Consider the following 23086-nt stretch of genomic DNA (forward strand, 5'->3'; position numbering starts at 1 on the left):
TTTCGTTCTCAGGGGTGTCGCAGGGTGATCGCCTAATTTAATGATCGTGCCGGCCGGTGCAAGCCGGGTGTGCACGGCCGGATCTGCCGCCTAGCCGGTCGGCACCTCCAGCGTGGTCTCCACCGGCAGCGCACCTCCGCGAACGCGAAGCTCTCGCACCGGATACGGCACCCTGATGCCCTCGCGCTTGAAGGCCTCCCACAGCGCCAGCATCACCTCGCTCTTGACGCTGTCCATGTAGCTGGGGTCGGCGATCCATGTGGTCAGCGAGAACTTCATGCCGGCCTCGGTGAACTCGGTCAGCAGGCAGTTCGGCGCCTTCGATTTCAAGGTGCGCGGCGTCTCGGCCGCGATCTCGGTGGCGAGCTTGCAGACGACCCGGGGATCGGCGTCGTAGTTGGTGCCGAAATTGACCTTCACCAGCGTGTTCTTGTCGGTGTAGGTCCAGTTGGTCACCTTCTGGGTGACGAGGTCCTCGTTCGGGATCAGGAACTCGCGGCCGTCGCCGGCGGCGACCGAGATGTAGCGCGTGTTCATCGCGCTGATGCGTCCCGAGCTGTCGCCGATGGTGACGAGATCGCCCGGCTTCACCGATTTGTCGGCCAGCAGGATGATGCCCGCGACGAAATTGGCGACGATGCGCTGCAGGCCGAGGCCGATACCGACACCGGCGGCGCCGGAGAAGATCGCGAGCGCCGACAGGTTGATGCCGACGGCGCTGATCGCAATCGCGACGCCGAGGATCATCAGGCCCATGCGGACCATCTTGATCAGGAGCACCTGGATCGACGGCGTCAGGTCCGTCGAGCGCGTGATGCGGCTCTCGACGAAATTGCTGGCGATGTTGGTCAGCCACAGCACCGCGAGCAGCAGCACGCCGAGCTTGATCACCAGCAGCGGCGTCAGCCTGAGGCCGCCGAGCACGACAGAGATGGAATCGAGCGCGTCGACGACGTTGTCGAGCTGGCCGATGATGCTGAGCGCGGCCACCAGCCAGGCCGAGATCGACACGATCTGCACGATGAAGGTGCTGCGGATCACCGAGGTGATCAGCCGGATCACGAGCCAGGCGAGCGCCAGCTTGAGCGCGACGGCGAGCAGGTAGCTGCGGCTCGGCCAGGTCCACAGCAACATGCCGGTGCGGGCGATCCGCATCAGGATCACGAACACGACCGTGGTGACGCTCTCCAGCAGCACCCGTAGCAGCTGCCGCAGCGGGCCAGGCCAGCCCATCGCCAGCGAAGTCAGGTCGATGCGCGCACGCACGGCGGCGCTCGCCGCAAAGGCGATGCCGGCGCCGCTCAGCACCAGTCCGAGTTGAAGATAGAACCACGGCGAGGTGACCTCGGCGCCGATCGAGCGGCCAACGGTCTGCAGGAAGTCGAGAACGTCTTTCAGGTCGAGGTCCATCAGCGGGGTCTCGGAGGGGAACAGTGGCGCGGGTTGGCCGGATCAGCGGAATTTAGTTCGTTTTCGTCACAGGCGATTGCCGCGAAATATACCCCGAACGCGGGCAAGGATGGAAAAATGGGCATATCGCCGCGATAAGAGCAAATCCGGTTGGCGTGCAAGTGTGGCGACGATAAGGATGTAAAACTCGGATCCATCAACGTTTTTTCATGTCATCCCTCGACGCCGTCAGCATTGCGATCCTCCTCGGTGCGGTCCTCGTGATGGCCGGCATCCTGTCGAGCCTGCTGGCGTTGCGCTTCGGCGCACCGCTGCTGCTGGTGTTCCTGGTGATCGGCATGCTGGCGGGCGATTCCGGCCCTGGTCATATCGAATTTCAGGACGTCCGTACCACCTATCTGGTGGGCTCCGTCGCGCTGGCGCTGATCCTGTTCGACGGCGGTCTGCGTACGCGCTTCCAGAGCATCCGCACCGTGCTGGCGCCCTCGATGGTGCTTGCGACCGTCGGTGTGCTGATGACCGCCTTCATCACCGCGCCCGTGGCGAAATATGCCCTCGACCTCGGCTGGACCGAGGCGATGCTGGTCGGCGCCGTCATCGCCTCGACGGATGCGGCGGCCGTGTTCCTGCTGGTCCACGCCCAGGGCCTGCGGCTGCGCCCGCGTGTCGGTGCCACGCTGGAGGCGGAGTCCGGCAGCAATGATCCGTTCGCGGTGTTCCTCACCCTGATGCTGGTCGAGCTGATCTCGGTCGGTCACGGGTCGTTCGGACATTTCGTGTTCGAGCTGATCCGCGAGGCGGTGCTCGGCACGCTGTTCGGCATCGTCGGCGGCCGCCTCGTCGTCATCGGCCTCAACAAGGTCGCGCTGCCGCAGGGCCTCCACGCGCCGTTCGTGACCACGGCCGCGCTGGTGATCTTCGGCATGGCGCAGATCGCCCACGGCTCCGGCTTCCTCGCGGTCTATCTCGCCGGCCTCATCGTCGGCAACCGGCCGACCCGCGCGCACAACTCTGTCGTCACCTTCCTCGACGCCGCGACGTGGCTCGCCCAGATCGTGATGTTCGTGCTGCTCGGGCTGCTGGTGTCGCCGCAGCGGCTGCTCGACAGCCTCCTGCCGGCGATTGCTGTTGCGCTGATGCTGATGCTGGTGGCGCGACCCGTTGCGGTGTTTGTCTGCCTCTATCCGTTCCGCTTCAACTGGCGGGAGAAGGCGTTCATCGCCTGGACCGGCCTGCGCGGCGCGGTCGCGATCTTCCTCGCCTCGATCCCGCTGCTGGTCGGCCTGTCCAGCGCCTATCTCTATTTCGACGTCGCGTTCGTGGTCGTGATCATCTCGCTGCTGGCGCAGGGCTGGACGCTCGGCGTGGCCGCGCGCAAGCTGCACGTGGCGCTGCCGCGCACGGATCGGGGCCCGCGCCGCATCGAGCTCGATCTGCCCGGCCAGCTCGAGCAGCAGCTGGTCGGCTATTCGATCCGCTCCAAGAGCCTGTACTTCCGCCGCGGCCTGATCCCGTCCTGGTCGAAGCCGACCCTGGTGATCCGTAACGAGCAGATTCTGTCGCCGCCCGAGGCCGAGCCGATCGCGCCGGGGGACTATCTCTATCTGCTGGCGCCGCCGGAAAAGGCCGAGTCGCTCGACCGCTTCTTCGTCGACATGCCGCCGTCGGCCGCGCCCGACCCGCATCTGCTCGGCGACTTCATGGTCTCGGCCGAGCATACGCTCGACGAGGTCGCCGGCATCTACGGCGTCAAGCTCGGCGAGGGCGAGGACAAGCTGACGCTCGCCGACTATTTCGACATCCATCTCGACAACGCGCCGAAGGAAGGCGCGACCGTGGCGCTCGACACCATCGTGCTTGTCGCCCGCTCGATCTCCGGCGGCCGCGTCAACGTGGTCGGACTGCGTCTGCCGGAGGACGAGGAGGATGTGCCGGTGCTGACGCGCAAGGAGCGGATGAAGCGCAAGCTGGCCAGTGTCTGGTCGTCGGTCGCAGGGGTGTGAGCGTCATTCTGCCGCCGGCAGGACGGCGATCGAGATCGCATTCTCCGGCGCGCCGCTGACCTGCAGCACGAAAGGCTTTGATCCCAGCTCGTACTTCATGGTCTTGCGAATGCCGTCGCAATCGGTGGCGCCGCTGAAGCCGGCCGGCTTGAGGATCTTGCCGTCCTGCACCACGTCGATCCAGGCCGCGGCCGACAGGCTGATGGTGTAGACGCCGGCCTTGGGCGCTCCGGCGATCCGCGTGAGGCCGGCGAAGCTGCCGTCCCTGGGCGCGCGCTCCGGCGGCATCGCCAGCTTGGCGTCAGCCGTCGGACGCAGCTCCAGCACAATCCCGGTCGCGGGAATAACGGCCATCTCGGCGCCAGATACGAGCTTCTCGCGGTCGGCTGCGGTCAGCGCGGCGTGCTCGCGCGCGATGTCCCATTTGAACTTGTCGCAGCCGCTCGGTTCGGCGGCAACCGCAGCCGAGTTCGCGGCCACCGTAACGAGGAAGGCGGTCGTGGCGGGACGGATCAGGATCATGACGGACTCGCGACTGTTACGCCGCGCAGCGGCGCGCGGCATCTTGATACCGCGATAACAGGAGGTGGAGGGACCGTCATCCCCTTCGATCGCCGCGCTGACGGCGCGAGCAATATCATCCTATGGCAATCGTCCCGCCGCTGCGACTCCCAATCACGGCAGCGTCGGCCGAATCAATTCTTGGCGTCCGGCGCATGCAGCACCGCTCGGCAGCCAGGCGGCAGTTGCGCCATCGTCAGCGGTTGCGGCGGCTTAGGGGGCTCTTTCGGCGGCAGCGGATGCAGCACCGCATCCGAGAACCAATAGTCGAGGTCGCCGCAGCCATCGCCGCCCTCCTGGTTGGTCTGGCCGTGGCAGTCCGGATTGCCCGGCGGGCACACCATGCGGATGTGGAAGTGATAGTCGTGGCCCCACCACGGCCGCACCTTGGTGAGCCAGCTACGGTCCCCCCTCGCGTCCCGGCACAGCGCCTTCTTGATCGCGGCGTTGACGAAGATGCGCTGCACCGACGGCTCCTGGGCCGCGGCGCGGATCACGGCGACGTGGCCCTTCGTGAACACCCGCGGATCGACATCGAGGCGATCAGGCCGAACCATCATGACCGCCGACATCTCCTCGCGCTCGTTGCGCGACAGCCTGTGGTCAGGCATCGGCGTCAGCCAGATGTCGGCGTCGAGCCCGATTTGATGGCTGGCATGGCCGGACAGCGCTGGTCCGCCGCGCGGCTGGCCGATGTCGCCGACCAGGATGCCGGGCCAGCCGGCATCCTTGTGCGCGCGGGTCGCCAGCCGCTTCAGCAGCGCGATCAGGTTGGGATGGCCGAAATTGCGGTTGCGCGACAGCCGCATCACCTGCCAGCCCTCGCCGTTGACCGGCATTCGCTCGGCTCCGGCGATGCAGCCGCGGTTATAGGTGCCGATCACCCTGGTCGGTTGCGCCGACGGCAGGATCCTCCGGGCGAACAGCTCCTTGGCCGGCGTATTCGGATCGTCCGGATGCGCCAATGGCGGCAGGGCCTTTGGCTCGACGCTGCCCTTGTCCTGGGCATGGGCCGGGGCCGCCACGGCAATGACGGCCGAACTGATGATGGCGACCAGAATCAGGCGGACATGCATGGCGCCAGTGTAGCGTCTGCCGACCGGCCGAGTTGCCCAATTCTACGTCAACAGCGGGTCATTCGGGCCGTTTTAACCTGGCTCTAACCCTGCTGCCGGATTGGCGGAACCGGCTGAACACGGCTCAATTGCGTGAGTTCGTTCGGTAAATGAACAATAAGCGCAGGGCCATTGCACGGTATGCGGGTCTTTTCTGGCCCGTGGCAACCGACGTCACTTATCGCTGGTTGTACAGCAGCCCTTGGTTGATCCTCCGCGCAAGTCTCAACTCTCCAAATGCGCGAGTGCATCCACCTGTTCCCGTAACCAGTGGCTGTCGCGCCCTGCATCAAGATACCATTTTTTCAGAAACGTGGCCGAAAACTGCCGTTCGAGAAGGAGAGTGAGGCACGCGATGCGGCCCGTTCGGCCACCCACGGCAAAAAAGCGCAATCGCGTGCCAAGCGCCCGCGATGCAGTTCACCCGGTCAAGCCAAGCCCGAGATTGCGTTGGCACAATTTGCGCAAGCTCGCCCCCGTCGATGAGATCGGCGGCAAGTGCGCCGAAGTGGCGATGGCTGAGGCGAAGAAGGCGCATGATCGGCTCATCGAAGCGATCGACATTCTTCCCGAGGGGATCGTGTTCCTCGACGCCGACGGCCGCTACATTCTCTGGAACAAGAAATACGCCGAAATCTACAACCGCAGCTCGGACCTGTTCGAATCCGGCGCCCGGCTGCAGGATACGATCCGGATCGGCGTTGCCCGCGGCGACTATCCGGAAGCCGCGGGCCGCGAGGAGGAGTGGATCGCCGAGCGGCTCGAAAAGCTGTTTCATCCGAGCGGTCGCCATGAGCAGAAGCTGTCGGACGGCCGTACCATCCTGATCGAGGAGCGTCTGACCGGCGATGGCGGCATCGTTGGCCTGCGCGTCGACATCACCGAATTGAAGCAGCGCGAGGAGTCGTTCCGCCTGCTGTTCGACGGCAATCCGGTGCCGATGATCGTCTGCGCGACGGATGACGGGCGCGTGCTCGGCGTCAACGAAGCGGCGGCCCAGCATTACGGCTACAGCCGGGACGCCTTCGAGCGGCTCAGCATCCGCAGCCTGCAGGCCTATGATAGCGAGCCGCCCTGGGCAGGCGAGCAGTCCAGCGAGGAGCAGGCGGCGCGCACCTGGAAGCATGTCCGCGCCGATGGCGCCCTGATCGATCTCGCGATCTATTCGCGCCATCTCGTCCACAACGCCCAGCCCGCGGTGCTGCTGGCGCTGATGGACATCACCGAACGCAAGCGCGCCGAGGCGCGGCTCGCCTTCCTGGCCCAGCACGACGCACTGACCGGCCTGCCGAGCCGCAACCTGCTGCGCCAGAAGATCGATGACAAGCTCACCCAGATGCGGCGCGGCTCCGAGAAGATCGCCGTGCTGGTGCTCGGCCTCGATAGTTTCAAGTCGATCAACGATACCCTCGGCCACGCGGTCGGCGACCGGCTGTTGCGCGGGGTCGGCAAGCGGCTGCGCTCGGTCCTGCGTCAGGAGGACATCGTCGCGCGACTGAACTCCGACGAGTTCGCGGTGGTGCAGGGCGGGCAGGCGCGGCCGGAGGATGCGGCCCAGCTCTGCCGCCGGCTGCTGGAGGCGATCGCCGATCCCTATCTCATCGACGGCAGCTCGGTGACGATCGGCGCTACGATCGGCATCGCCATGGCGCCGAACGATGGCGACGACGCCGAGAAGCTGCTCAAGAATGCCGACATGGCGCTGTCGCGCGCGAAGAACGAGACGCGCGGCTCCTTCAGCTATTTCGAATCCGGCATGGATGCGCGGGCGCAGAGCCGGCGCAAGATCGAATCCGAGCTGCGCGAGGCCATCCAGCGCGACGTGCTGCAGCCGCATTATCAGCCGCTGATCGACCTCTCGACCGGACGCATCACCGGTTTCGAGGCGCTGGCGCGCTGGCCGCATCCAGAGCGCGGCATGATCCCGCCGTCGGAGTTCATCCCGGTCGCCGAGGAGACCGGCCTGATCTCGGCGCTCGGCCGCGCGATGTTGCGGCACGCCTGCAACGACGCCGCGAAATGGCCGGACGACGTCCGTGTCGCCGTGAACATGTCGCCGCTGCAGTTCCGCGTCGGCAACGTGCTGTCGCTGGTGATGGACGTGCTGAAGCAGTCGGGCCTGCCGCCGAGCCGACTCGAGCTCGAGATCACCGAGACGCTGGTGCTGGAGAAGAGCGGCCAGGTGCTGGCCACCCTGCATGCGCTGCGCGCGCTGGGCGTGCGCATCTCGATGGACGATTTCGGCACTGGCTATTCCAGCCTGAGCTATCTGCGCAGCTTTCCGTTCGACAAGATCAAGGTCGATCAGTCCTTCATCCGCGGTCTCGCGGCCAATCGCGAGGCGCAGGCGATCGTCCGCTCGATCGTCAGCCTGGGCAAGGGGCTCGGCGTCATCATCACGGCCGAGGGCGTCGAGACCGAGGCGGAGCTGCGCTGTCTGCGCGCCGAGGGCTGCCATGAAGGGCAGGGCTATCTGTTCAGCCGGCCCCGGCCCAATGTCGACATCGTCCGGCTCTTGCAGGCGCAGCGGGATGCCATGGACGGCACCTCACCCGGCAACGCGCTGGTGGCTTGAGCGAGCGACGTTGGCCGCTGTTGGACGCGCCTCGAAGCGCCGCCGATAGGCCGCGGGCGACGTTCCGACGATGCGCCGGAAAGCGACGCGAAACGTTTCGAGCGACCGGTAGCCGCACTGCGCCGAGATGTCCGCCAGGGAGAGCGTCGCATTCTCCAGCAGCTCCCGCGCCCGCGTCATGCGCTCCTGCTGCAGCCAGGCCGTAGGGCTCGCGCCCGTGCTGTCCTGGAACGACCGCAGCAAGGTCCGCTCGCTCATCCCGGCGCGTTTTGCCATCGCGCTGACCGCAATCGGCTGCGCCAGTCGCCCCCGTGCCCAATCCATGACGGCGCCGATCGTCCGTCCCGGGCGGGCCTGGACCGGTGCGACGACGTATTGCGCCTGCCCGCCGTCCCGGTGCGGCGGCATCACCAGCCGCCGGGCAACGCTGTTCGCAACCTTGCTGCCGAAATCGCGCCGGACCAGATGCAGGCAGGCGTCGATGCCCGCAGCGCTGCCGGCCGAGGTGATGACATTGCCCTCGTCGACATAGAGCGTGTCCTCTTCGACGCGAATATTCGGATAGAGCCGCTTCAGGTCGGGAATGTGCCGCCAATGCGTGGTGGCGCGCCTGCCGTCGAGCAGGCCAGCGGCGGCCAGAACGAACACGCCGGAGCAGATCGACAAGCACCGCGCGCCGCGCGCGGCCGCCTGCGCGATGGCGCGCAGCAGGCGCTGGGGCGGCCGCTCGGTGCGATCGCGCCATCCTGGAACGATGATCGTGCTGGCTTGCTTCAGGCGTGACAGGGGCGCGCCGGCCTCGACCACGATGCCGCCGGTCGCGCGGGCACGCCGCGCTTCGGCAGAGACCACCGTGAACCGGTACCAAGGGAAGTCGAACTCCGGCCGCGGCAGCCCGAAGACTTCGACCGCGATGCCGAACTCGAACGTGCACAGCCCGTCATAGGTGATGACGGCGACCAATCCCGGATTCGGGTGTGGAGCATGGGTTGCGGCGCGGGGCATTGGCGGAAACTTACCGAACTTTGTCCGATCCGTCACTTGGGTCGCCCCGCGTAGCGCGCGAGATTGGAGGAGCTCACGCAACGTCGCAGGAGAGAGACGATGACGACCCATGTCACCGAGGTGCCCGCAGCCCCGTCAGCCCAGGCGCTCGCCCATTTCGAGGCGATGCTCTCATTCGAGACCGATTGCTGGGACGTGCACGAGAGTCTGCATGCAGCAGCTCCGGACTTCATCCTGGTGGATGTCAGGGGCCCGGCCTCGTTTGCCAAGGGGCACATCACCGGCGCCATCAACATCCCGCACCGGACCATGACCGCGGAGCGGATGGCCGAGTACGCGAAGGACAGGCTGTTCGTGGTCTACTGCGCCGGCCCGCACTGCAACGGCGCCAACCGCGCCGCGATCCGGCTTGCGCGGCTGGGACGGCCCGTGAAGATGATGATCGGCGGCATCACCGGCTGGCTCGACGAGGGCTTTGCACTCGCGACCGGCGATTGAAGCGGAGGCCCGGCTGTTACCTCATCACCAGCGTCGTCCCCGCGAATGCGGGGACGACACCGATTTTGGAGCTCGCCGCCTTGGAAGGCTGCGAGCCAAGAGGGCGGGATGGCGAAAGTCGCCCGCTACGCCGCCTTGCGCAGGCCGGCGAGGAAGGTGTCGACGCTCTTGAACAGGTCGTTCGCCCGCTTGCCGAGGTCGCGCGTGGCGACCATGACGTGGTCGGCGAGCTCGCGTGACTGCTCGGCGGCGTCACTGGCGCCGACGACGTTCTGCGACACCTCGTTGGTCCCGGACGCCGCCTGCTGGACGCTGCGCGCGATCTCGCGCGTCGCCGAGTCTTGCTGCTCGACGGCGGCGGCGATGGTCGCGGCAATGCCGCTGATCTCCTGGATCGTTGTGCTGATGCCGCCGATGGCGGTCACGCAGTCGGACGTCGCGGCCTGGATCGAGGTGACCTGGCCGGCGATCTCCTCCGTCGCCTTGGCGGTCTGTCCGGCCAGCTCCTTGACCTCGGCTGCCACGACCGCGAAGCCGCGGCCCGCCTCGCCGGCACGCGCCGCCTCGATGGTCGCGTTGAGCGCCAGCAGGTTGGTCTGGCTCGCGATCGCGTCGATCAGGCGCAACACGTCGCCGATCCTCTCGGCGGCTGCGGCGAGGCTGCCGACCATCTCGGTGGTCTGGCGCGCCTTGACGACCGCGGCATCGGCCACCTTGCTGGAATGCGCGACCTGGCGGCCGATCTCGGTCACCGAGGAGGCGAGCTCCTCGGAGGCCGCAGCGACGGTCGACACGCCGCTCGAGGCTTCCTCGGACGCAGCAGCGGCGGCCGCTGCGCGCTGCGAGGTGCCGTTGACGCTGACCGTGATCTCGTGGACGACGCGCTCCATGTCCGCCGTGGCCTTGGCAACCGAGGACACCACGCCCTTGACGTCGGCCTCGAACCGGTCGGCCATCTGCCGCTGCAGCGCCTGCTTCTCCTGCTCGGCGCGGTGTTGCGTCGCCTCCTGCGCCTCGCGCAGGCTGGCCGTCTCGATCATGTTGCGGCGGAACACGTCGACCGCCTGCGCCATCGTGCCGAGCTCGTCCTTGCGCTGGCCGCCGGGGATCGCGACCTCGGTGTCGCCGCTCGACAGCCGGTGCATGACGGCGGTGATGGCGACCAGCGGGCGCGAGATGCCGCGGGCGACGAACAGCGCGACGATGACGGCGAGCAGCAGGATTACGACCGTGCCGATGATCAGCTGCTGCTGCGCGCTGGCGGCGGCGGCCTCATAGGCGGTTGTGTCCTTGATCAGCTCCAGCACGGCGATCGGGTCGCCGGCGTAGTTCCTGATCTGCCCGGCATAGACCGCGGCGGGCTTGCCGGCCAGGGTGGCATCGCGCAGCAGCGCCGTGCCCTTGAACACCGCGAGCACCTCGTCCGGGGTGGCGACGGTCTCGTCGCCGAACGTCGAGGACAGCCGCTTCGGCTGGCCGTCGTTGATCCAGTAGACGGCGAGATCGATGCCGAAGCGCTGCTTGGCGCGCTCGACGAATTCCTTGCCGAAGGCGGCGCCGACGTCGACGGTCGCGATCACCTTGCCGTCGCGCACGATCGGGGTCATGCCGAAGATGCCGAGCGACAGCCGGCTCTGCTCGACGCCGGCGATCAGGCGGCCGGTCTGGTTGGCCTGCACCACGGTGATGCGGCGCTTCGAGGTGTCGTCGCCGAACACCTTGGGCTCATGCACGCGATAGAAATTGGTGGCCGGCGGCGCCCATACGTTCACCAGCGGAATGCCCTGCGCCTTCAGCGACGTCATGGCGCCGCCGAGCAGGGCGCCAAGCGCGTCGCGGTCGCCCTTGAGGTAGGCGTCGGCGATCGGGGGCAGCGCCGCCAGGGTGGAGCTGACCGCCAGCGCGGCGCGGCCTTCATAGTCGATGCCGGCCGACACGCTGTCGAACTGCAGCTTGAGTTGCTGCTCCAGCGCCAGTCGGGTCAGAGCGCGCTGCTGGATGACGGAGAAGGTGCCGAGCACGGCACAGGCGATGGCGACGGTCAGCGAGAGCGCGATGATCAGGCGGGCGGAGATCGACCGGAGGCGGGACATTCGGGGCATTCCTTGCTTTGCAGCAAGGGTCTCAGGATACCATTAAGGAACAGATACCGTAGTTGCACGGGAGCGCTGGTTCCGCTTTGGAATCCGGATTTTCTTCAGCCTATCGTGCTGATGAAACCAGAGAAGGGGGCGGGCCCGCGCCTCAGCTATCCACCTTGAGGGCGGCGATGAAGGCTTCCTGCGGGATGTCGACCTTGCCGAACTGCCGCATCTTCTTCTTGCCTTCCTTCTGCTTCTCCAGAAGCTTGCGCTTGCGGGTGATGTCGCCGCCGTAGCACTTCGCGGTGACGTCCTTGCGCAGCGCGCGCACGGTCTCGCGCGCGATCACCTTGCCGCCGATCGCCGCCTGGATCGGGATCTGGAACATGTGCGGCGGAATCAGGTCCTTCATCTTCTCGACCATGGCGCGTCCCCGGCCTTCGGCGCGGGTCCGGTGCACCAGCATCGACAGCGCATCGACCGGCTCGTTGTTGACGAGGATCTGCATCTTGACGAGATCGGCCGGCTTGTAGTCGGTCAAATGATAGTCGAACGAGGCGTAGCCCTTGGAGACCGATTTCAGCCGGTCGTAGAAGTCGAACACCACCTCGTTGAGCGGCAGGTCGTATTTGACCATCGCGCGGCTGCCGACGTAAGTCAGCTCCTTCTGATTGCCGCGGCGGTCCTGGCAGAGCTTGAGCACGCTGCCGAGATATTCGTCCGGCGTCAGGATCGTCGCCTCGATCCAGGGCTCCTGGATCTCGGCGATCTTGACCACGTCGGGCATGTCGACCGGGTTGTGGATCTCGATCTCCTCGCCGTCGGTCAGCTTCATCTTGTAGATGACGCTCGGCGCGGTCGCGATGAGGTTGAGATCGAACTCGCGGGAGAGACGCTCCTGGATGATCTCCAGATGCAAGAGGCCGAGGAAGCCGCAGCGGAAGCCGAAGCCGAGCGCGGCCGAGGTTTCCATCTCGAACGAGAAGCTGGCGTCGTTGAGCCGGAGCTTGCCCATTGCGGCGCGCAATGTTTCGAAATCATCGGCATCGACCGGGAACAGGCCGCAGAACACGACCGGGATGGCCGGCTTGAAGCCCGGCAGCATCTCCGAGACCGGCTTGCGGTCGTCGGTGATGGTGTCGCCGACGCGGGTGTCGGCCACCTCCTTGATCGCGGCGGTGATGAAGCCGATCTCGCCGGGCCCGAGCTCGTCGACCTGCGTCATCTTCGGCGTGAAGAAGCCGACGCGCTCGACGTCATAGGCGGCCCCGGTGCCCATCATCCGGACGCGCTGGCCCTTCTTCATCACGCCGTCGACGATGCGCACCAGCACGACGACGCCGAGATAGACGTCGTACCAGCTGTCGACCAGCAGCGCCTTCAGGGTCGCCTCGCGGTCGCCCTTGGGCGGCGGCAGGCGGGTGACGATCGCCTCCAGCACGTCGGGAATGCCAAGGCCGGTCTTGGCGGAGATCATCACCGCGTCGGAGGCGTCGATACCGATCACGTCCTCGATCTGCTGCTTGATCTTCTCGGGCTCGGCCGCCGGCAGGTCGATCTTGTTGAGGACCGGGACGATCTCGTGATTGTTGTCGAGCGCCTGATAGACGTTGGCGAGCGTCTGCGCCTCGACGCCCTGGCTGGCGTCGACCACCAGCAGCGAGCCCTCGCAGGCCGCCAGCGACCGGGAGACTTCGTAGGCGAAGTCGACGTGGCCGGGCGTGTCCATCAGGTTGAAGATGTAATCCTTGCCGTCCTTGGCATGGTAACGCAGGCGCACGGTCTGCGCCTTGATGGTGATGCCGCGCTCGCGCTCGATGTCCATCGAATCGAGCACCTGCTCCTTGCCCGCCATCTCGCGGTCCGACAGCCCGCCCGTCATCTGGATCAGGCGGTCGGCCAAAGTGGACTTTCCATGGTCGATATGGGCGACGATGGAGAAGTTGCGGATGTTGGGAATGGGGGCGGTCGTCATGGGTCGCGCAGATAGCACCCCAAGCCCCTCACCAGCAACCATATTGCTGAATTTCCAGGGGCTTTCTTCACGGCAAGCTGATTCCCCGCGCCGCCAAAACAGGCTACCGAGGGCGGATGTCGAGTACCTCTCTTCCGCCTCTCGCGGCGCGCATGCGCGGCCGTCTCGGACCGCGGCGAATCTCCGCCTGGCTGGTGGCGCGCGCCACGGCGCCGGCAACGTCGCTCTGGGTCGTCGTCACCTTCGCGGTCGTCCATGCCGTGCTGTGGACGGCGATCCTGACCAATCTGAAGGCGGCGCAGGACGTCCATATGGACGTCGCCGAGGCCTATGCCTGGGGCAGCCGCTTCCTGCTCGGCTACGGCAAGCATCCGCCGCTGTCGGGCTGGATCGCGGGGCTGTGGTTCGCGGTGTTTCCGGTCAAGGACTGGGCGACCTATGCGCTGGCGATGGCCGTGAACGGCAGCGGTCTCGTCATCGTCTGGCTCGCGAGCCTCAAGGTGGTCGACCGCCGCCGCGCCTTCTTCGTCGTGGTGATGGTCGCGCTGTACCCGATCTTCAATTTCAAGGGCTTCAAGTACAACGCCGACCTGGTCCAGCTGCTGACCCTGCCGCTGCTGGTGCTGGCCTATCTCAACGCGTTCGAAAAGCGCAGCGCCGCCTCCGGCCTGTGGCTCGGCCTCGCCGGCGCGGCGGCGCTGATGACCAAATACTGGGTGCTGACCATGATCGGCGCCATCGGCCTTGCGGCGCTGCTGCACCCGGAACGGTTGCGCTTTCTGGCGTCGCCCGCGCCGTGGGTCGCGATCGTCACCATGCTGGTGGCGATGATCCCGCATCTGGTGTGGCTGTGGCGGGTCGATTTCGTCGCCATCACCTATGCCGGGGATGTCTATACGCTGTCGGACCGCGGCCGCGCCGCCGAGCTCGTGCTCGGCTATGTCGGCCACAATCTTGCGCTGCTGGCTTTGCCGGTGGCGCTGGCGGCGCTGGTGATGGCCTGGCCGCCGCGATTCGCCTTCCGCAACTGGCGCGGCGGTCCCAATCCCGGCGTGAATGTAAGCCAGGCGATCAATGTTTGGCTGGTGCAGGCGATCGTTGCCGTCGGGCCGCCGCTCGGCGGCCTCGCCTTCACGATCTACATGAAGACCGATTGGGGCATCTCGCTGTTCTTCCTGGTGCCGCTGGCACTGGTCGCAATTCCCGCGCTGCGGCTGCGATCGGTCATGCTGCCGCGGCTCGCCGCCGTCTGGCTCGTGCTGTCGCTGCTCACGCTGATCGCCTCGCCCTGGATTGCCCGGCGCGAGATGGCCGCCAATCCGAACGGCGCCACCGGCTATGGCGCCCGTTCGGAGCTGGCGCGGGAGCTGACCAAGGCCTGGCATGCCCGATTCGGCTCGCCCTGGCCGCTGGTGGCCGGCTTTGCCGAGATGAACACGCCGATGACCTTCTACAGCCCGGACCACCCAAGGCCGTTCACGGTGCCCACCACGCCCGAGGAGACCTGGAGTTCCGGCCTGAGCGCGCTGGAGGACCTCAAGCGCGAGGGGTTCATCGGCATCTGCGACACCACCGACAACCGGATCGCGGCCTGCGATGCCTGGATGGCCAAGGAGGCCCCGACAGCCGAGCCGCTGGTTATGACCACGCAGCGCTTCTTCCACGGCCAGGCGGGCCCTGCAATCGTTTGGAAGGTGTATATTCAGGCATCGGGGGGATAGCTCCGCGGTCGTCCCGGCCAAGCGCTCCTGCGCGCGAGGCCTCCCGATCACCGGAGCAGGGAATCGAGCTGGCGGATCAGCTCTCCGACCCGGCCTCCTCCGGGCGGCGGACCAGGATAACGCCTGAGGACGTCCACGACCTCTCGAGAAGCAAGGAGCCGTGATCGCGCGAGGTAGTCAGCGCCGACGGCGGGAACGTCTCCGGCCGAGATTTCGAAAGCTCGCGCCGCGTGGCCGGCAGCTCCGAGGATGTGCTTGACCTGGGAAGGGTTCGCGAGGGGATGAAGGAAGCCCGCGCCCGCCGCGGCAAGGGCGGCGCGAGCGGCCTCATAGGCCGCGCGCAACCCTTCATCGCGGGCTTCGATTGCCGCCCGCTGCGCCGCCCACGCGCTATCCCGTAGGGATTTGCTCCGACTCCCGCCGCTCGCAAAGCTTCGGGCGGCCTGTATTGCGGCTCGTGCACGAAGATCATCCGGTCGGTCGCGTTCGAAGATCGCCAGCGCCGGATGTGCAGAGAGGGCCGCGTATTCAGCCACGGCTCGCAGGTCTGCCTCGCTCAGCCGAATAGTGCTACTGGACATGCCATCCTTACCGCGTCGCTATGCGAGGATAGGCGCAAATCGGGTAGAATGCCCCATTGCGGCATGGCGAAACGCGTTTCGGGAGGCCCTTACACGCCTTCTTCGTGGAACTTGTCGTTCACCAGGTCGGTGATCGCCTGCAGCGCGGCCTCCGCCTCGGGCCCGGTGGCGGAGACCAGGATCTTGGTTCCCGGCGCCGCCGCCAGCATCATCAGGCCCATGATCGAGCGGCCGCCGACGGTCTCGCCGCCGCGCGTCACCCAGACCTCGGCCTGGAACTTCTCGACCATCTGCACGAATTTCGCCGAGGCCCGCGCATGCAGGCCGCGCTTGTTGGTGATCAGCAGCTCTCGCGAGATGGCTCCGGCAGGGACAGCCGGGCCGGCGACGTTGTCCTGCTGAGCATCCTCGTCGCTCATTTGCCGGCGAGCACCCGGCTGGCGATGGTGACGTATTTGCGTCCCGCCTCCTGCGCCATCGCGATGGCGTCGGGCAGCGAGCGCTCCTCGCGCACCTTGGCGAGCTTCACCAGCATGGGCAGGTTGATGCCCGCGAGCACCTCGACCTTGGGCCGGCTCATGCAGGAGATGGCGAGGTTCGACGGCGTGCCGCCGAACATGTCGGTGAGAATGGCGACACCGTCGCCGGTGTCGACGCGGTTCACGGCTTCGATGATGTCGCTGCGACAGAGATCGGAATCATCGTCGGCGCCAATCGTGACCGCTTCGATTTGTTTTTGAGGACCCATGACGTGTTCCAGCGCCGCCCTGAACTCGTCGGCGAGGCGCCCATGGGTCACCAGTACCAGGCCAATCATCGGATACTCCTCGCGGGCGCCTTGGGTGCACCGCACGAACGCGCCACTTTGACCATCCGGAGCCCTCGCGCAAGAGGGCATATTCGCGAGTCTCCCGGATTCTGGCATACAGAATGGGAGGGGGCGGCGGTCTACTCGGTCGCGATAGTGGGGCTGATATGGTTACCAATTTGCCCCACACAATCGGCCGAAAGATTACCGGAACATGAAAGCTTGAGTGGTAATTAGTTCCGCTACAACCAGCGGGAGGGGTGAGAAACCCGGGCCGACAGGTATCCGTGGCAATTCGATACCGTTGAGATGAATCCGAAGCGATTCGGCGTTCGGCAGGCGGGCAGCGTCCTCGGCCATCAGGTCAACCACAAGCCCAAGTTTCGCCTCCGACACATGGTCGCAGGCGCGGATTCCAAGGCCGCGGATCTCGATCAGCCCGGCCAGAGCGGGCGCGGGGCTCACCCACATTTCCCCGCCGCGTGTGGCGAGATGAACACGGTCGTCGCCCACCAGAACCGTTGGCGGCAGCTGTCCCGCGCGTCCGGCGAGGATCAGATCGAAGGCGAGTCGGGATTTACCGGAACCGGAGGGGCCCCGGATCAGGACGGCCTGCTCCCCAACCTGGACGGCAGACGCATGGATGCTCGCCGTTTCGTTCGTCACGACGCCGGCAGCCGGACGACGAAGCGAGCCCCGGCCGAGGTCGGATGTCCGTCGGCGTCAACAGGGCCGGGCCGGTTCTCGGCCCAGATCCGCCCGCCATGGGCGTCGATGATCTGCTTGGAGATCGACAGGCCCAGCCCGGAATTCTGGCCAAAGCCCTGGTGCGGCCGGTCGGTATAGAACCGCTCAAAGATGCGCTGCAGGGCGTCCTCGCGAATGCCGGGGCCGTCATCATCGACGGTGATCTCGATCTCCGAGCGCACGCGCCGGCAGGTGATGCGGACCTTGCCGCCGGCCGCGGAGAACGATTGCGCGTTCGACAGAAGGTTGGAGATCACCTGGCCGAGCCGCGAATCATGCCCGGGCACCGAGAAGGTGTCGTTGGCGCCGCGGCCCTCGAAGCGGACCTCGACGGTGACGTCGGTGCCGAGCTTGGTCTCGTTGGCGACCGAGGTCAGCGTGTTCAGCAGCCGGCGCAGATCGACCAGGGTCATGTCCTGGCGCTGCAGCTCGGCATCGAGCCGGCTGGCGTCGGAAATGTCGGAGATCAGCCGGTCGAGCCGCTTCACGTCGTGCTCGATCACGGCGAGCAGGCGGGCACGGCTGTTGTCGTTGCGCGCCAGCGGCAGCGTCTCGACCGCCGAGCGCAGCGAGGTCAGCGGGTTCTTGAGCTCGTGGGCAACATCGGCGGCGAACATCTCGATCGCCTCGATGCGGTTGTAGAGCGCGTCCGTCATGTCGCGCAGCGCCCCGGAGAGATGGCCGATCTCGTCGCGGCGGCGGGTGAAGTCGGGGATCTCGACGCGGGTCTTGATGCGGCGGCGGACCCGCTCGGCACTGTCGGCGAGCCGGCGCACCGGACCGGCGATGGTGCTGGCGAGCAGCAGCGACAGCACGATCATGACGGCGGAGGCGACGCCGCCGACCTTCAGAATGGCAAGACGCTCGGCGGTGACCATCTGGTCGATGTCGTCGCCCTGCGTCGACAGCATCAGGGCGCCGTGGATGGTGCGCGAGCGCTGCACCGACACCGCGACCGAGACGATCACTTCGCCGCGCGAATTGACCCTCACCATGCTGCGCTTCTGGCCCTTCAGCGCGTCGGCGACTTCCTCGTAGCCGTTGCCGTTCTCGGGGCCATATTCGCGGTACAGCGGCAGGTCGCCGCGATTGAGCCAGGTGCGTACCGAGATCAGCGCACGCTCGACGAAGCCGGGCTTCTCGCTCGACGGCGGTGGCAGGTCGAAGCGCAGCACGTTCTCCAGGTTGCGGCTGTCGAGCAGGAGCCCGCCATTCGGATCATAGATGCGCGCGCGCGTCTTGGTCGGCGAGATCAGCGTGCGCAGCACCGGCGCGACGCGTTCCGGATTGATCGGGAAGTCGAGCGGCGAATATTCGTCCGGCGCGCCGTAGCTCTCGCCGGGCTTGAGATCGAGCAGGCGCTCGGGATCGATGGTGATGGTGTTGGTCTGCACCGTGGCCGAGGCGGCGATGGCGCCGGCGATGATCTCGGCCTGCACCAGGAGGCTCTGCGCACGCGCATCGATCAGGCCGGCGCGGAACTGCGACAGGTACAAGATGCTTGCAACCAGTGCGAGCAGGCCGGCGATGTTCAGCGAGACGATGCGGCGGGTGAGGCTCGAGAACGACAGCGCGAACAGGAACTGTCCGGCGCGGCGCAGCCAGCTCAGCGGACGCTGCCAGCCGGAGACGTGCGGGGTCTCGTCCGCCGCCTCGGACGCGATCGCGGCGGCGGCGTCGTGGGCATTCACGGCTGGGTCAAGCTGCGTGCGATCGAGCAATGTGAGTGCTCCGATTCCGAATTTCGTAGGGGTTGTGCGGCGAATTCCCGCGAGAACTCGACTTGCCGCACCCGAATTCGCCGCAACAATGGCCCCGTTCCGGCATCTGCGCTCGGACAAACGCGCAGGAGGCGTAGCCTATCCAATCGAGACCGCGACGTCAGCGCGCAATTTCGCATGACGTCGCGCAAGGCAATGCTTCAGGTCCCTTGCTGCAGGGCTTCAGGTTTCCTTGAAGCGATAGCCGACGCCGTAGAGGGTCTCGATCATCTCGAACTCCTCGTCGACCATCTTGAACTTCTTGCGCAGCCGCTTGATGTGGCTGTCGATGGTGCGGTCGTCGACATAGACCTGGTCGTCATAGGCCGCGTCCATCAGCGCATTGCGGCTCTTGACCACGCCCGGACGCTGCGCCAGCGCCTGCAGGATCAGGAACTCGGTGACGGTCAGCGTGACCGGCTCGTTCTTCCAGGTGCAGGTGTGACGCTCCGGATCCATGCGCAGCAGGCCGCGATCGAGCGCCTTGGCGTCGTTCTCCTTCGGCAGCGCCGTCGGATCCTTCGGCTGCGAGCGGCGCAGCACGGCCTTGACGCGCTCCACCAGCAGGCGCTGCGAGAACGGTTTGCGGATGAAGTCGTCCGCGCCCATCTTCAGGCCGAACAGCTCGTCGATCTCCTCGTCCTTGGAGGTGAGGAAGATCACCGGCAGGTCGGACTTCTGGCGAAGCCGCCGCAACGTCTCCATGCCGTCCATGCGCGGCATCTTGATGTCGAGGATGGCGAGGTCAGGCTGGCTGGTCCGAAAACCGTCGAGCGCCGACGCACCATCGGTATAGGTCATGATCCGATAACCCTCGGCCTCGAGCGCGATGGAGACGGATGTCAGAATGTTGCGGTCGTCATCGACCAAGGCGATTGTGGGCATGAGCCTGCTTTCAGAGTCTGGTTACGCCGAGACTTCGAGAATCAAGATAAGGGCCGCATATTTGGGCTTCGAACATGGTCAACGAGCAATGCAAGCTGGGCTGAAGTGTGACCGAGTTCCACAAATACCATGGCAAAGTCTTGTGCCGCGCCCAGGTTTGTGGCCCGTTTAGCCGAAAAAAGGCCTTCATTGCAACTGGATGGACGAGGGAAAAGACGATGTCTGCGAGCTTTAACCCTAACCGCGTGACGCAATCCCTGCTGCGCCGAAGCCGGCAGGGCGCACTTGCGACCTTGATGGTTGGTACGGGCGATCCCTACTGCTCCCTCGTCAACGTCGCCACCGCGTCCGATGGTGCTCCGATCATCCTGATCTCGCGATTAGCTGTACACACCAGGAATGTACTTGCCGATTCGCGCGTATCGCTGATGCTCGATGAACGGGCGCCGGGCGATCCGCTCGAGGGAACTCGCATCATGCTGTCGGGCAAGGCCGAGCAGGCCACCGACGACAATCGCGAGATGATGCGCCGTCGGTATCTCAATGCGCATCCGTCCGCTGCGGACTATGCGGATTTCGCCGACTTCTCGTTCTTCGTGATTCGTCCGTCAGGCGCGCATCTCGTCGCCGGATTCGGCCGCATCGTCGATCTCAAGCCCGAGCAGTTTCTCACGGATATCTCCGATGCTGATGAACTGATTCTGGCAGAGCAGGGCGCTGTCGATCACATGAACGAAGATCACCGTGAGGCGCTCGCCCTCTACGCGACGAAGCTGCTCGGCGCCGAAGCCGCGGAGTGGCGGTGTAGCGGCTGTGACCCGGAAGGATTGGATCTGATGGCCGACGGCAAGACGCTACGGCTCGGGTTTCCCGAGCGCGTAACCACGCCCGGGGCGTTGCGCAAGATGCTTGTGCGGCTTGCTGACGAGGCACGCGCGAAGTGAGGTGTAGTTCGAGCCCGCTTTGATGGCTGTGCTCATCCTCTCGTGACGAAAGACGACGACGTTCACGCATGAACGCAGTTGCGGTGAAGCTCGATGTGCACGCTCCCCGTCCAGCAGAAGGTGAGCGCCGCGCAAACCCATGGCGTGGGCGCGAGTGAGCTCATTGACGTCGCGGCCGGGAGAATCGGATTAAGTGATCCCGCAAGCGCGAGGCAATCGTGAATGGAAGCTGGCTGATCGGGTGTGGCGGCGACACGGCTGATCACCGACGCATTCCGTCGGCTCGGGCGGCGTCCCTTGATCGGTAGCAGCGAGGCGGTGCGACGGGCGTTGGCCGGATGCTCGGTCTTCGCCTTGGTCTTCGCTTGCCCGCGCGAATTCGTCGATTTGAGCGTCGTTCGTCGTTCTCGTGAAACCCAACCGCGCTGATATATCTGTTGCGTTGCAGCAACTCCGCGGGGCGCAGGCGGCTGCTGCTGGAATGTGCATGGCGCGGCAAAACATGAGCTACGTACATCACGGTTTGCCAATAACCAATTGGGCCGGATCGTCTTGGCAAGACCAGCGTTGATCAGTATTAGGTCGGCGACCGCGCTTCGATAAGGCGATGTAACGGCAACGGTCACCGCGCAACGCGCGCGACTGCGCGCAACAGATGCGGGCTCTCAGGAGGGATCTTCGTGCAAGAGACGGGTATTCGCAACGGCGCCTTCGGTGCCGACAAGTTCGGCTTAAAGAACCTCAAGCAGGTGCACTGGAATCTCGGCGCTCCCCAGCTCTATCAGTATTCGCTGGCGGCGGGCGAGGCGGTGCTGTCGGCCGACGGGGCGCTGTGCGCGGATACTGGCGAGTTCACCGGCCGCAGCCCGAAGGACAAGTTCACGGTGCGCGACGCCTCCACCGAAAAGATGTGGTGGGCGGGCAACCAGGCGATCACGCCCGAGCAGTTCGAGGCGCTGCATCAGGACTTCATCAAGCACGCCGAAGGCAAGACCCTGTTCGCGCAGGATCTCTATGGCGGCGCCGATCCGAGCTTCCGCATCAAGACGCGCGTCTTCACCGAACTCGCGTGGCATTCGCTGTTCATCCGCACGCTTCTGATCCGCCCCGAGAAGATCGAGCTCGACACCTTCGTGCCGGAGCTCACGATCATCGACATGCCGAGCTTCCGTGCCGACCCGAAACGCCACGGCGTGCGCTCGCAGAACGTCGTCGCGATCGATTTCGCCCGCAAGATCGTCCTGATCGGCGGGTCCTATTATGCCGGCGAGATGAAGAAGAGCGTGTTCACGACGCTCAACTACTACCTGCCCGAGCGCGGCGTGATGCCGATGCACTGCTCGGCCAATGTCGGGCCGAACGGCGACACCGCTGTCTTCTTCGGCCTGTCCGGCACCGGCAAGACGACGCTGTCGGCCGATCCGAACCGCACCTTGATCGGCGATGACGAGCATGGCTGGGGACCGTCCGGCGTGTTCAACTTCGAGGGCGGCTGCTACGCCAAGTGCATCAAGCTGTCGCAGGAAGCCGAGCCGCAGATCTATGCGGCGTCGACCCGGTTTGGTGCGGTGCTCGAGAACGTCGTGCTCGATGAGGATACGCGCGTTCCCGATTTCGACGACGGCTCCAAGACGGAGAACACCCGCTCGGCCTATCCGCTCGACTACATCCCGAACGCCTCGCGCACCGGCCGCGCGCCGCATCCGAAGAACGTCGTGATGCTCGCCGCCGACGCCTTCGGCGTGCTGCCGCCGATCGCAAAGCTCTCGCCGGCGCAGGCGATGTACCACTTCCTGTCCGGCTACACCGCCAAGGTCGCGGGCACCGAGCGCGGCTTGGGCTCCGAGCCGCAGCCGGAATTCTCGACCTGCTTCGGCTCGCCGTTCCTGCCGCTCGATCCGTCCGTCTACGGCAACATGCTGCGGCAGCTGATCGCCGAGCACAATGTCGACTGCTGGCTGGTCAACACCGGCTGGACCGGCGGCAAGTATGGCACGGGCTCGCGCATGCCGATCAAGGTGACGCGCGCGCTGCTGACGGCGGCGCTCGACGGCAGCTTGCGCAACGTCGAGTTCCGCACCGACAAATATTTCGGCTTCGCGGTGCCGACCGCGCTGCCGGGCGTGCCGAGCGAGATCCTCGATCCGGTCAATACCTGGAAGGACAAGGCCGAGTTCGACAAGACCGCGCGCGCGCTGGTTGGCATGTTCCAGAAGAACTTCGCCAAGTTCGAAGCCCAGGTCGACGCCGAGGTCCGCGCCGCCGCGCCGGATCTGAAGCTGGCGGCGGAGTAGGGCTGCAAACGTCAAGGGGGGCGGTCGCGTTGCGGCTGACCCCACATTTTCCCGCTCCGCCCCGTTCAATGCACGAGAGGCGCGAGCTCAAGCCATACCCACAGCTGTCGTCCCGGCTCAAGG

Annotated in this window: 18 protein-coding genes; 6 read left to right on the forward strand and 12 right to left on the reverse strand. The window is 66.0% G+C overall.

All coding sequences use genetic code 11. The features are described from left to right. Positions 1 to 90: 90 nt before the first annotated feature. The gene (locus tag ACQR13_RS04650; protein WP_315715311.1) at positions 91 to 1410 is read right to left on the reverse strand and encodes a mechanosensitive ion channel family protein; all 1320 of its coding nucleotides are present in this window, start codon (positions 1408 to 1410) and stop codon (positions 91 to 93) included. 209 nt (positions 1411 to 1619) lie between these two features. Here ACQR13_RS04650 and ACQR13_RS04655 point away from each other — a divergent pair, with 209 nt between their 5' ends. Further along, positions 1620 to 3413: a potassium/proton antiporter gene (locus tag ACQR13_RS04655; RefSeq protein ID WP_315715312.1), complete on the forward strand. Its 1794-nt coding sequence runs from the start codon at positions 1620 to 1622 to the stop codon at positions 3411 to 3413. Positions 3414 to 3416: 3 nt separating this feature from the next. Here ACQR13_RS04655 and ACQR13_RS04660 read toward each other — a convergent pair whose 3' ends face one another. Together ACQR13_RS04660 and mepA are read right to left on the reverse strand one after the other, a co-directional pair. Next, a complete protein-coding gene (locus ACQR13_RS04660) occupies positions 3417 to 3935 on the reverse strand; it encodes a hypothetical protein (protein WP_315715313.1) in 519 nt (172 codons plus the stop codon). A gap of 173 nt (positions 3936 to 4108) precedes the next feature. Continuing rightward, on the reverse strand, positions 4109 to 5050 hold the full coding sequence (gene mepA / locus ACQR13_RS04665; RefSeq protein ID WP_315715314.1) for a penicillin-insensitive murein endopeptidase: 942 nt from the start codon (positions 5048 to 5050) through the stop codon (positions 4109 to 4111). A gap of 394 nt (positions 5051 to 5444) precedes the next feature. On the opposite strand from mepA, the gene ACQR13_RS04670 reads away from it, so the two are divergent. Next, a complete protein-coding gene (locus ACQR13_RS04670) occupies positions 5445 to 7664 on the forward strand; it encodes a putative bifunctional diguanylate cyclase/phosphodiesterase (protein WP_434862610.1) in 2220 nt (739 codons plus the stop codon). Here the strand turns inward: ACQR13_RS04670 and ftrA are convergent. Next, positions 7638 to 8669, reverse strand: a complete 1032-nt coding sequence (ftrA, locus tag ACQR13_RS04675) for a transcriptional regulator FtrA (RefSeq protein WP_316193309.1) — start codon at positions 8667 to 8669, stop codon at positions 7638 to 7640. The genes ACQR13_RS04670 and ftrA overlap by 27 nt on opposite strands. Before the next feature lie 99 nt (positions 8670 to 8768). Here ftrA and ACQR13_RS04680 point away from each other — a divergent pair, with 99 nt between their 5' ends. Next, the gene (locus tag ACQR13_RS04680) at positions 8769 to 9167 is read left to right on the forward strand and encodes a rhodanese-like domain-containing protein (RefSeq protein ID WP_315752235.1); all 399 of its coding nucleotides are present in this window, start codon (positions 8769 to 8771) and stop codon (positions 9165 to 9167) included. Between the two features lie 125 nt (positions 9168 to 9292). On the opposite strand, the gene ACQR13_RS04685 is transcribed toward ACQR13_RS04680, so the two are convergent. Together ACQR13_RS04685 and lepA are read right to left on the reverse strand one after the other, a co-directional pair. Beyond that, positions 9293 to 11260: a methyl-accepting chemotaxis protein gene (locus ACQR13_RS04685; RefSeq protein ID WP_315752234.1), complete on the reverse strand. Its 1968-nt coding sequence runs from the start codon at positions 11258 to 11260 to the stop codon at positions 9293 to 9295. Between the two features lie 151 nt (positions 11261 to 11411). Then, positions 11412 to 13223 (reverse strand): translation elongation factor 4, encoded by a 1812-nt coding sequence (gene lepA / locus ACQR13_RS04690; protein ID WP_315715319.1) that lies wholly within the window; start codon positions 13221 to 13223, stop codon positions 11412 to 11414. A 116-nt stretch (positions 13224 to 13339) separates the two neighbouring features. Here lepA and ACQR13_RS04695 point away from each other — a divergent pair, with 116 nt between their 5' ends. Then, a complete protein-coding gene (locus ACQR13_RS04695; protein WP_316201565.1) occupies positions 13340 to 14944 on the forward strand; it encodes a glycosyltransferase family 39 protein in 1605 nt (534 codons plus the stop codon). A 47-nt stretch (positions 14945 to 14991) separates the two neighbouring features. Here the strand turns inward: ACQR13_RS04695 and ACQR13_RS04700 are convergent, their stop codons facing one another. The 6 genes from ACQR13_RS04700 to ACQR13_RS04725 all read right to left on the reverse strand — a co-directional run bounded on the left by ACQR13_RS04700 (position 14992) and on the right by ACQR13_RS04725 (position 19725). Continuing rightward, the gene (locus tag ACQR13_RS04700; protein ID WP_409998353.1) at positions 14992 to 15525 is read right to left on the reverse strand and encodes a putative immunity protein; all 534 of its coding nucleotides are present in this window, start codon (positions 15523 to 15525) and stop codon (positions 14992 to 14994) included. 89 nt (positions 15526 to 15614) lie between these two features. Beyond that, complete coding sequence (locus tag ACQR13_RS04705) at positions 15615 to 15944, reverse strand: HPr family phosphocarrier protein (RefSeq protein ID WP_315715321.1); 330 nt, start codon at positions 15942 to 15944, stop codon at positions 15615 to 15617. Then, on the reverse strand, positions 15941 to 16342 hold the full coding sequence (locus ACQR13_RS04710) for a PTS sugar transporter subunit IIA (protein ID WP_006611446.1): 402 nt from the start codon (positions 16340 to 16342) through the stop codon (positions 15941 to 15943). Before ACQR13_RS04710 ends, ACQR13_RS04705 begins: the two co-directional genes overlap by 4 nt. A 195-nt stretch (positions 16343 to 16537) precedes the next feature. Beyond that, positions 16538 to 16999, reverse strand: coding sequence for an HPr kinase/phosphorylase (locus tag ACQR13_RS04715; protein WP_316169611.1), 462 nt, complete (start codon positions 16997 to 16999; stop codon positions 16538 to 16540). After that, positions 16996 to 18801, reverse strand: coding sequence for a sensor histidine kinase (locus tag ACQR13_RS04720; protein ID WP_316174523.1), 1806 nt, complete (start codon positions 18799 to 18801; stop codon positions 16996 to 16998). The genes ACQR13_RS04715 and ACQR13_RS04720 overlap by 4 nt, the downstream gene beginning before the upstream one ends. Before the next feature lie 222 nt (positions 18802 to 19023). Next, positions 19024 to 19725, reverse strand: a complete 702-nt coding sequence (locus tag ACQR13_RS04725) for a response regulator transcription factor (protein WP_006611449.1) — start codon at positions 19723 to 19725, stop codon at positions 19024 to 19026. A gap of 218 nt (positions 19726 to 19943) precedes the next feature. On the opposite strand from ACQR13_RS04725, the gene ACQR13_RS04730 reads away from it, so the two are divergent. Together ACQR13_RS04730 and ACQR13_RS04735 are read left to right on the forward strand one after the other, a co-directional pair. After that, positions 19944 to 20669 (forward strand): HugZ family protein, encoded by a 726-nt coding sequence (locus tag ACQR13_RS04730; protein WP_316192234.1) that lies wholly within the window; start codon positions 19944 to 19946, stop codon positions 20667 to 20669. Positions 20670 to 21349: 680 nt separating this feature from the next. Continuing rightward, positions 21350 to 22963, forward strand: coding sequence for a phosphoenolpyruvate carboxykinase (locus ACQR13_RS04735; protein ID WP_316201560.1), 1614 nt, complete (start codon positions 21350 to 21352; stop codon positions 22961 to 22963). The last annotated feature ends 123 nt before the right edge of the window (positions 22964 to 23086 follow it).

It is taken from the genome of Bradyrhizobium sp. HKCCYLRH3059, assembly GCF_051168035.1.
Classification (GTDB): domain Bacteria; phylum Pseudomonadota; class Alphaproteobacteria; order Rhizobiales; family Xanthobacteraceae; genus Bradyrhizobium.

Bases quoted from the DNA above. Each gene is read 5' to 3' on its own strand.
- ACQR13_RS04650 (WP_315715311.1), bottom strand. From the start codon at position 1,410: ATGGACCTCGACCTGAAAGACGTTCTCGACTTCCTGCAGACCGTTGGC.
- ACQR13_RS04655 (WP_315715312.1), top strand. From the start codon at position 1,620: ATGTCATCCCTCGACGCCGTCAGCATTGCGATCCTCCTCGGTGCGGTC.
- ACQR13_RS04660 (WP_315715313.1), bottom strand. From the start codon at position 3,935: ATGATCCTGATCCGTCCCGCCACGACCGCCTTCCTCGTTACGGTGGCC.
- mepA (WP_315715314.1), bottom strand. From the start codon at position 5,050: ATGCATGTCCGCCTGATTCTGGTCGCCATCATCAGTTCGGCCGTCATT.
- ACQR13_RS04670 (WP_434862610.1), top strand. From the start codon at position 5,445: ATGCGGCCCGTTCGGCCACCCACGGCAAAAAAGCGCAATCGCGTGCCA.
- ftrA (WP_316193309.1), bottom strand. From the start codon at position 8,669: ATGCCCCGCGCCGCAACCCATGCTCCACACCCGAATCCGGGATTGGTC.
- ACQR13_RS04680 (WP_315752235.1), top strand. From the start codon at position 8,769: ATGACGACCCATGTCACCGAGGTGCCCGCAGCCCCGTCAGCCCAGGCG.
- ACQR13_RS04685 (WP_315752234.1), bottom strand. From the start codon at position 11,260: ATGTCCCGCCTCCGGTCGATCTCCGCCCGCCTGATCATCGCGCTCTCG.
- lepA (WP_315715319.1), bottom strand. From the start codon at position 13,223: ATGACGACCGCCCCCATTCCCAACATCCGCAACTTCTCCATCGTCGCC.
- ACQR13_RS04695 (WP_316201565.1), top strand. From the start codon at position 13,340: ATGTCGAGTACCTCTCTTCCGCCTCTCGCGGCGCGCATGCGCGGCCGT.
- ACQR13_RS04700 (WP_409998353.1), bottom strand. From the start codon at position 15,525: ATGTCCAGTAGCACTATTCGGCTGAGCGAGGCAGACCTGCGAGCCGTG.
- ACQR13_RS04705 (WP_315715321.1), bottom strand. From the start codon at position 15,944: ATGAGCGACGAGGATGCTCAGCAGGACAACGTCGCCGGCCCGGCTGTC.
- ACQR13_RS04710 (WP_006611446.1), bottom strand. From the start codon at position 16,342: ATGATTGGCCTGGTACTGGTGACCCATGGGCGCCTCGCCGACGAGTTC.
- ACQR13_RS04725 (WP_006611449.1), bottom strand. From the start codon at position 19,725: ATGCCCACAATCGCCTTGGTCGATGACGACCGCAACATTCTGACATCC.
- ACQR13_RS04730 (WP_316192234.1), top strand. From the start codon at position 19,944: ATGTCTGCGAGCTTTAACCCTAACCGCGTGACGCAATCCCTGCTGCGC.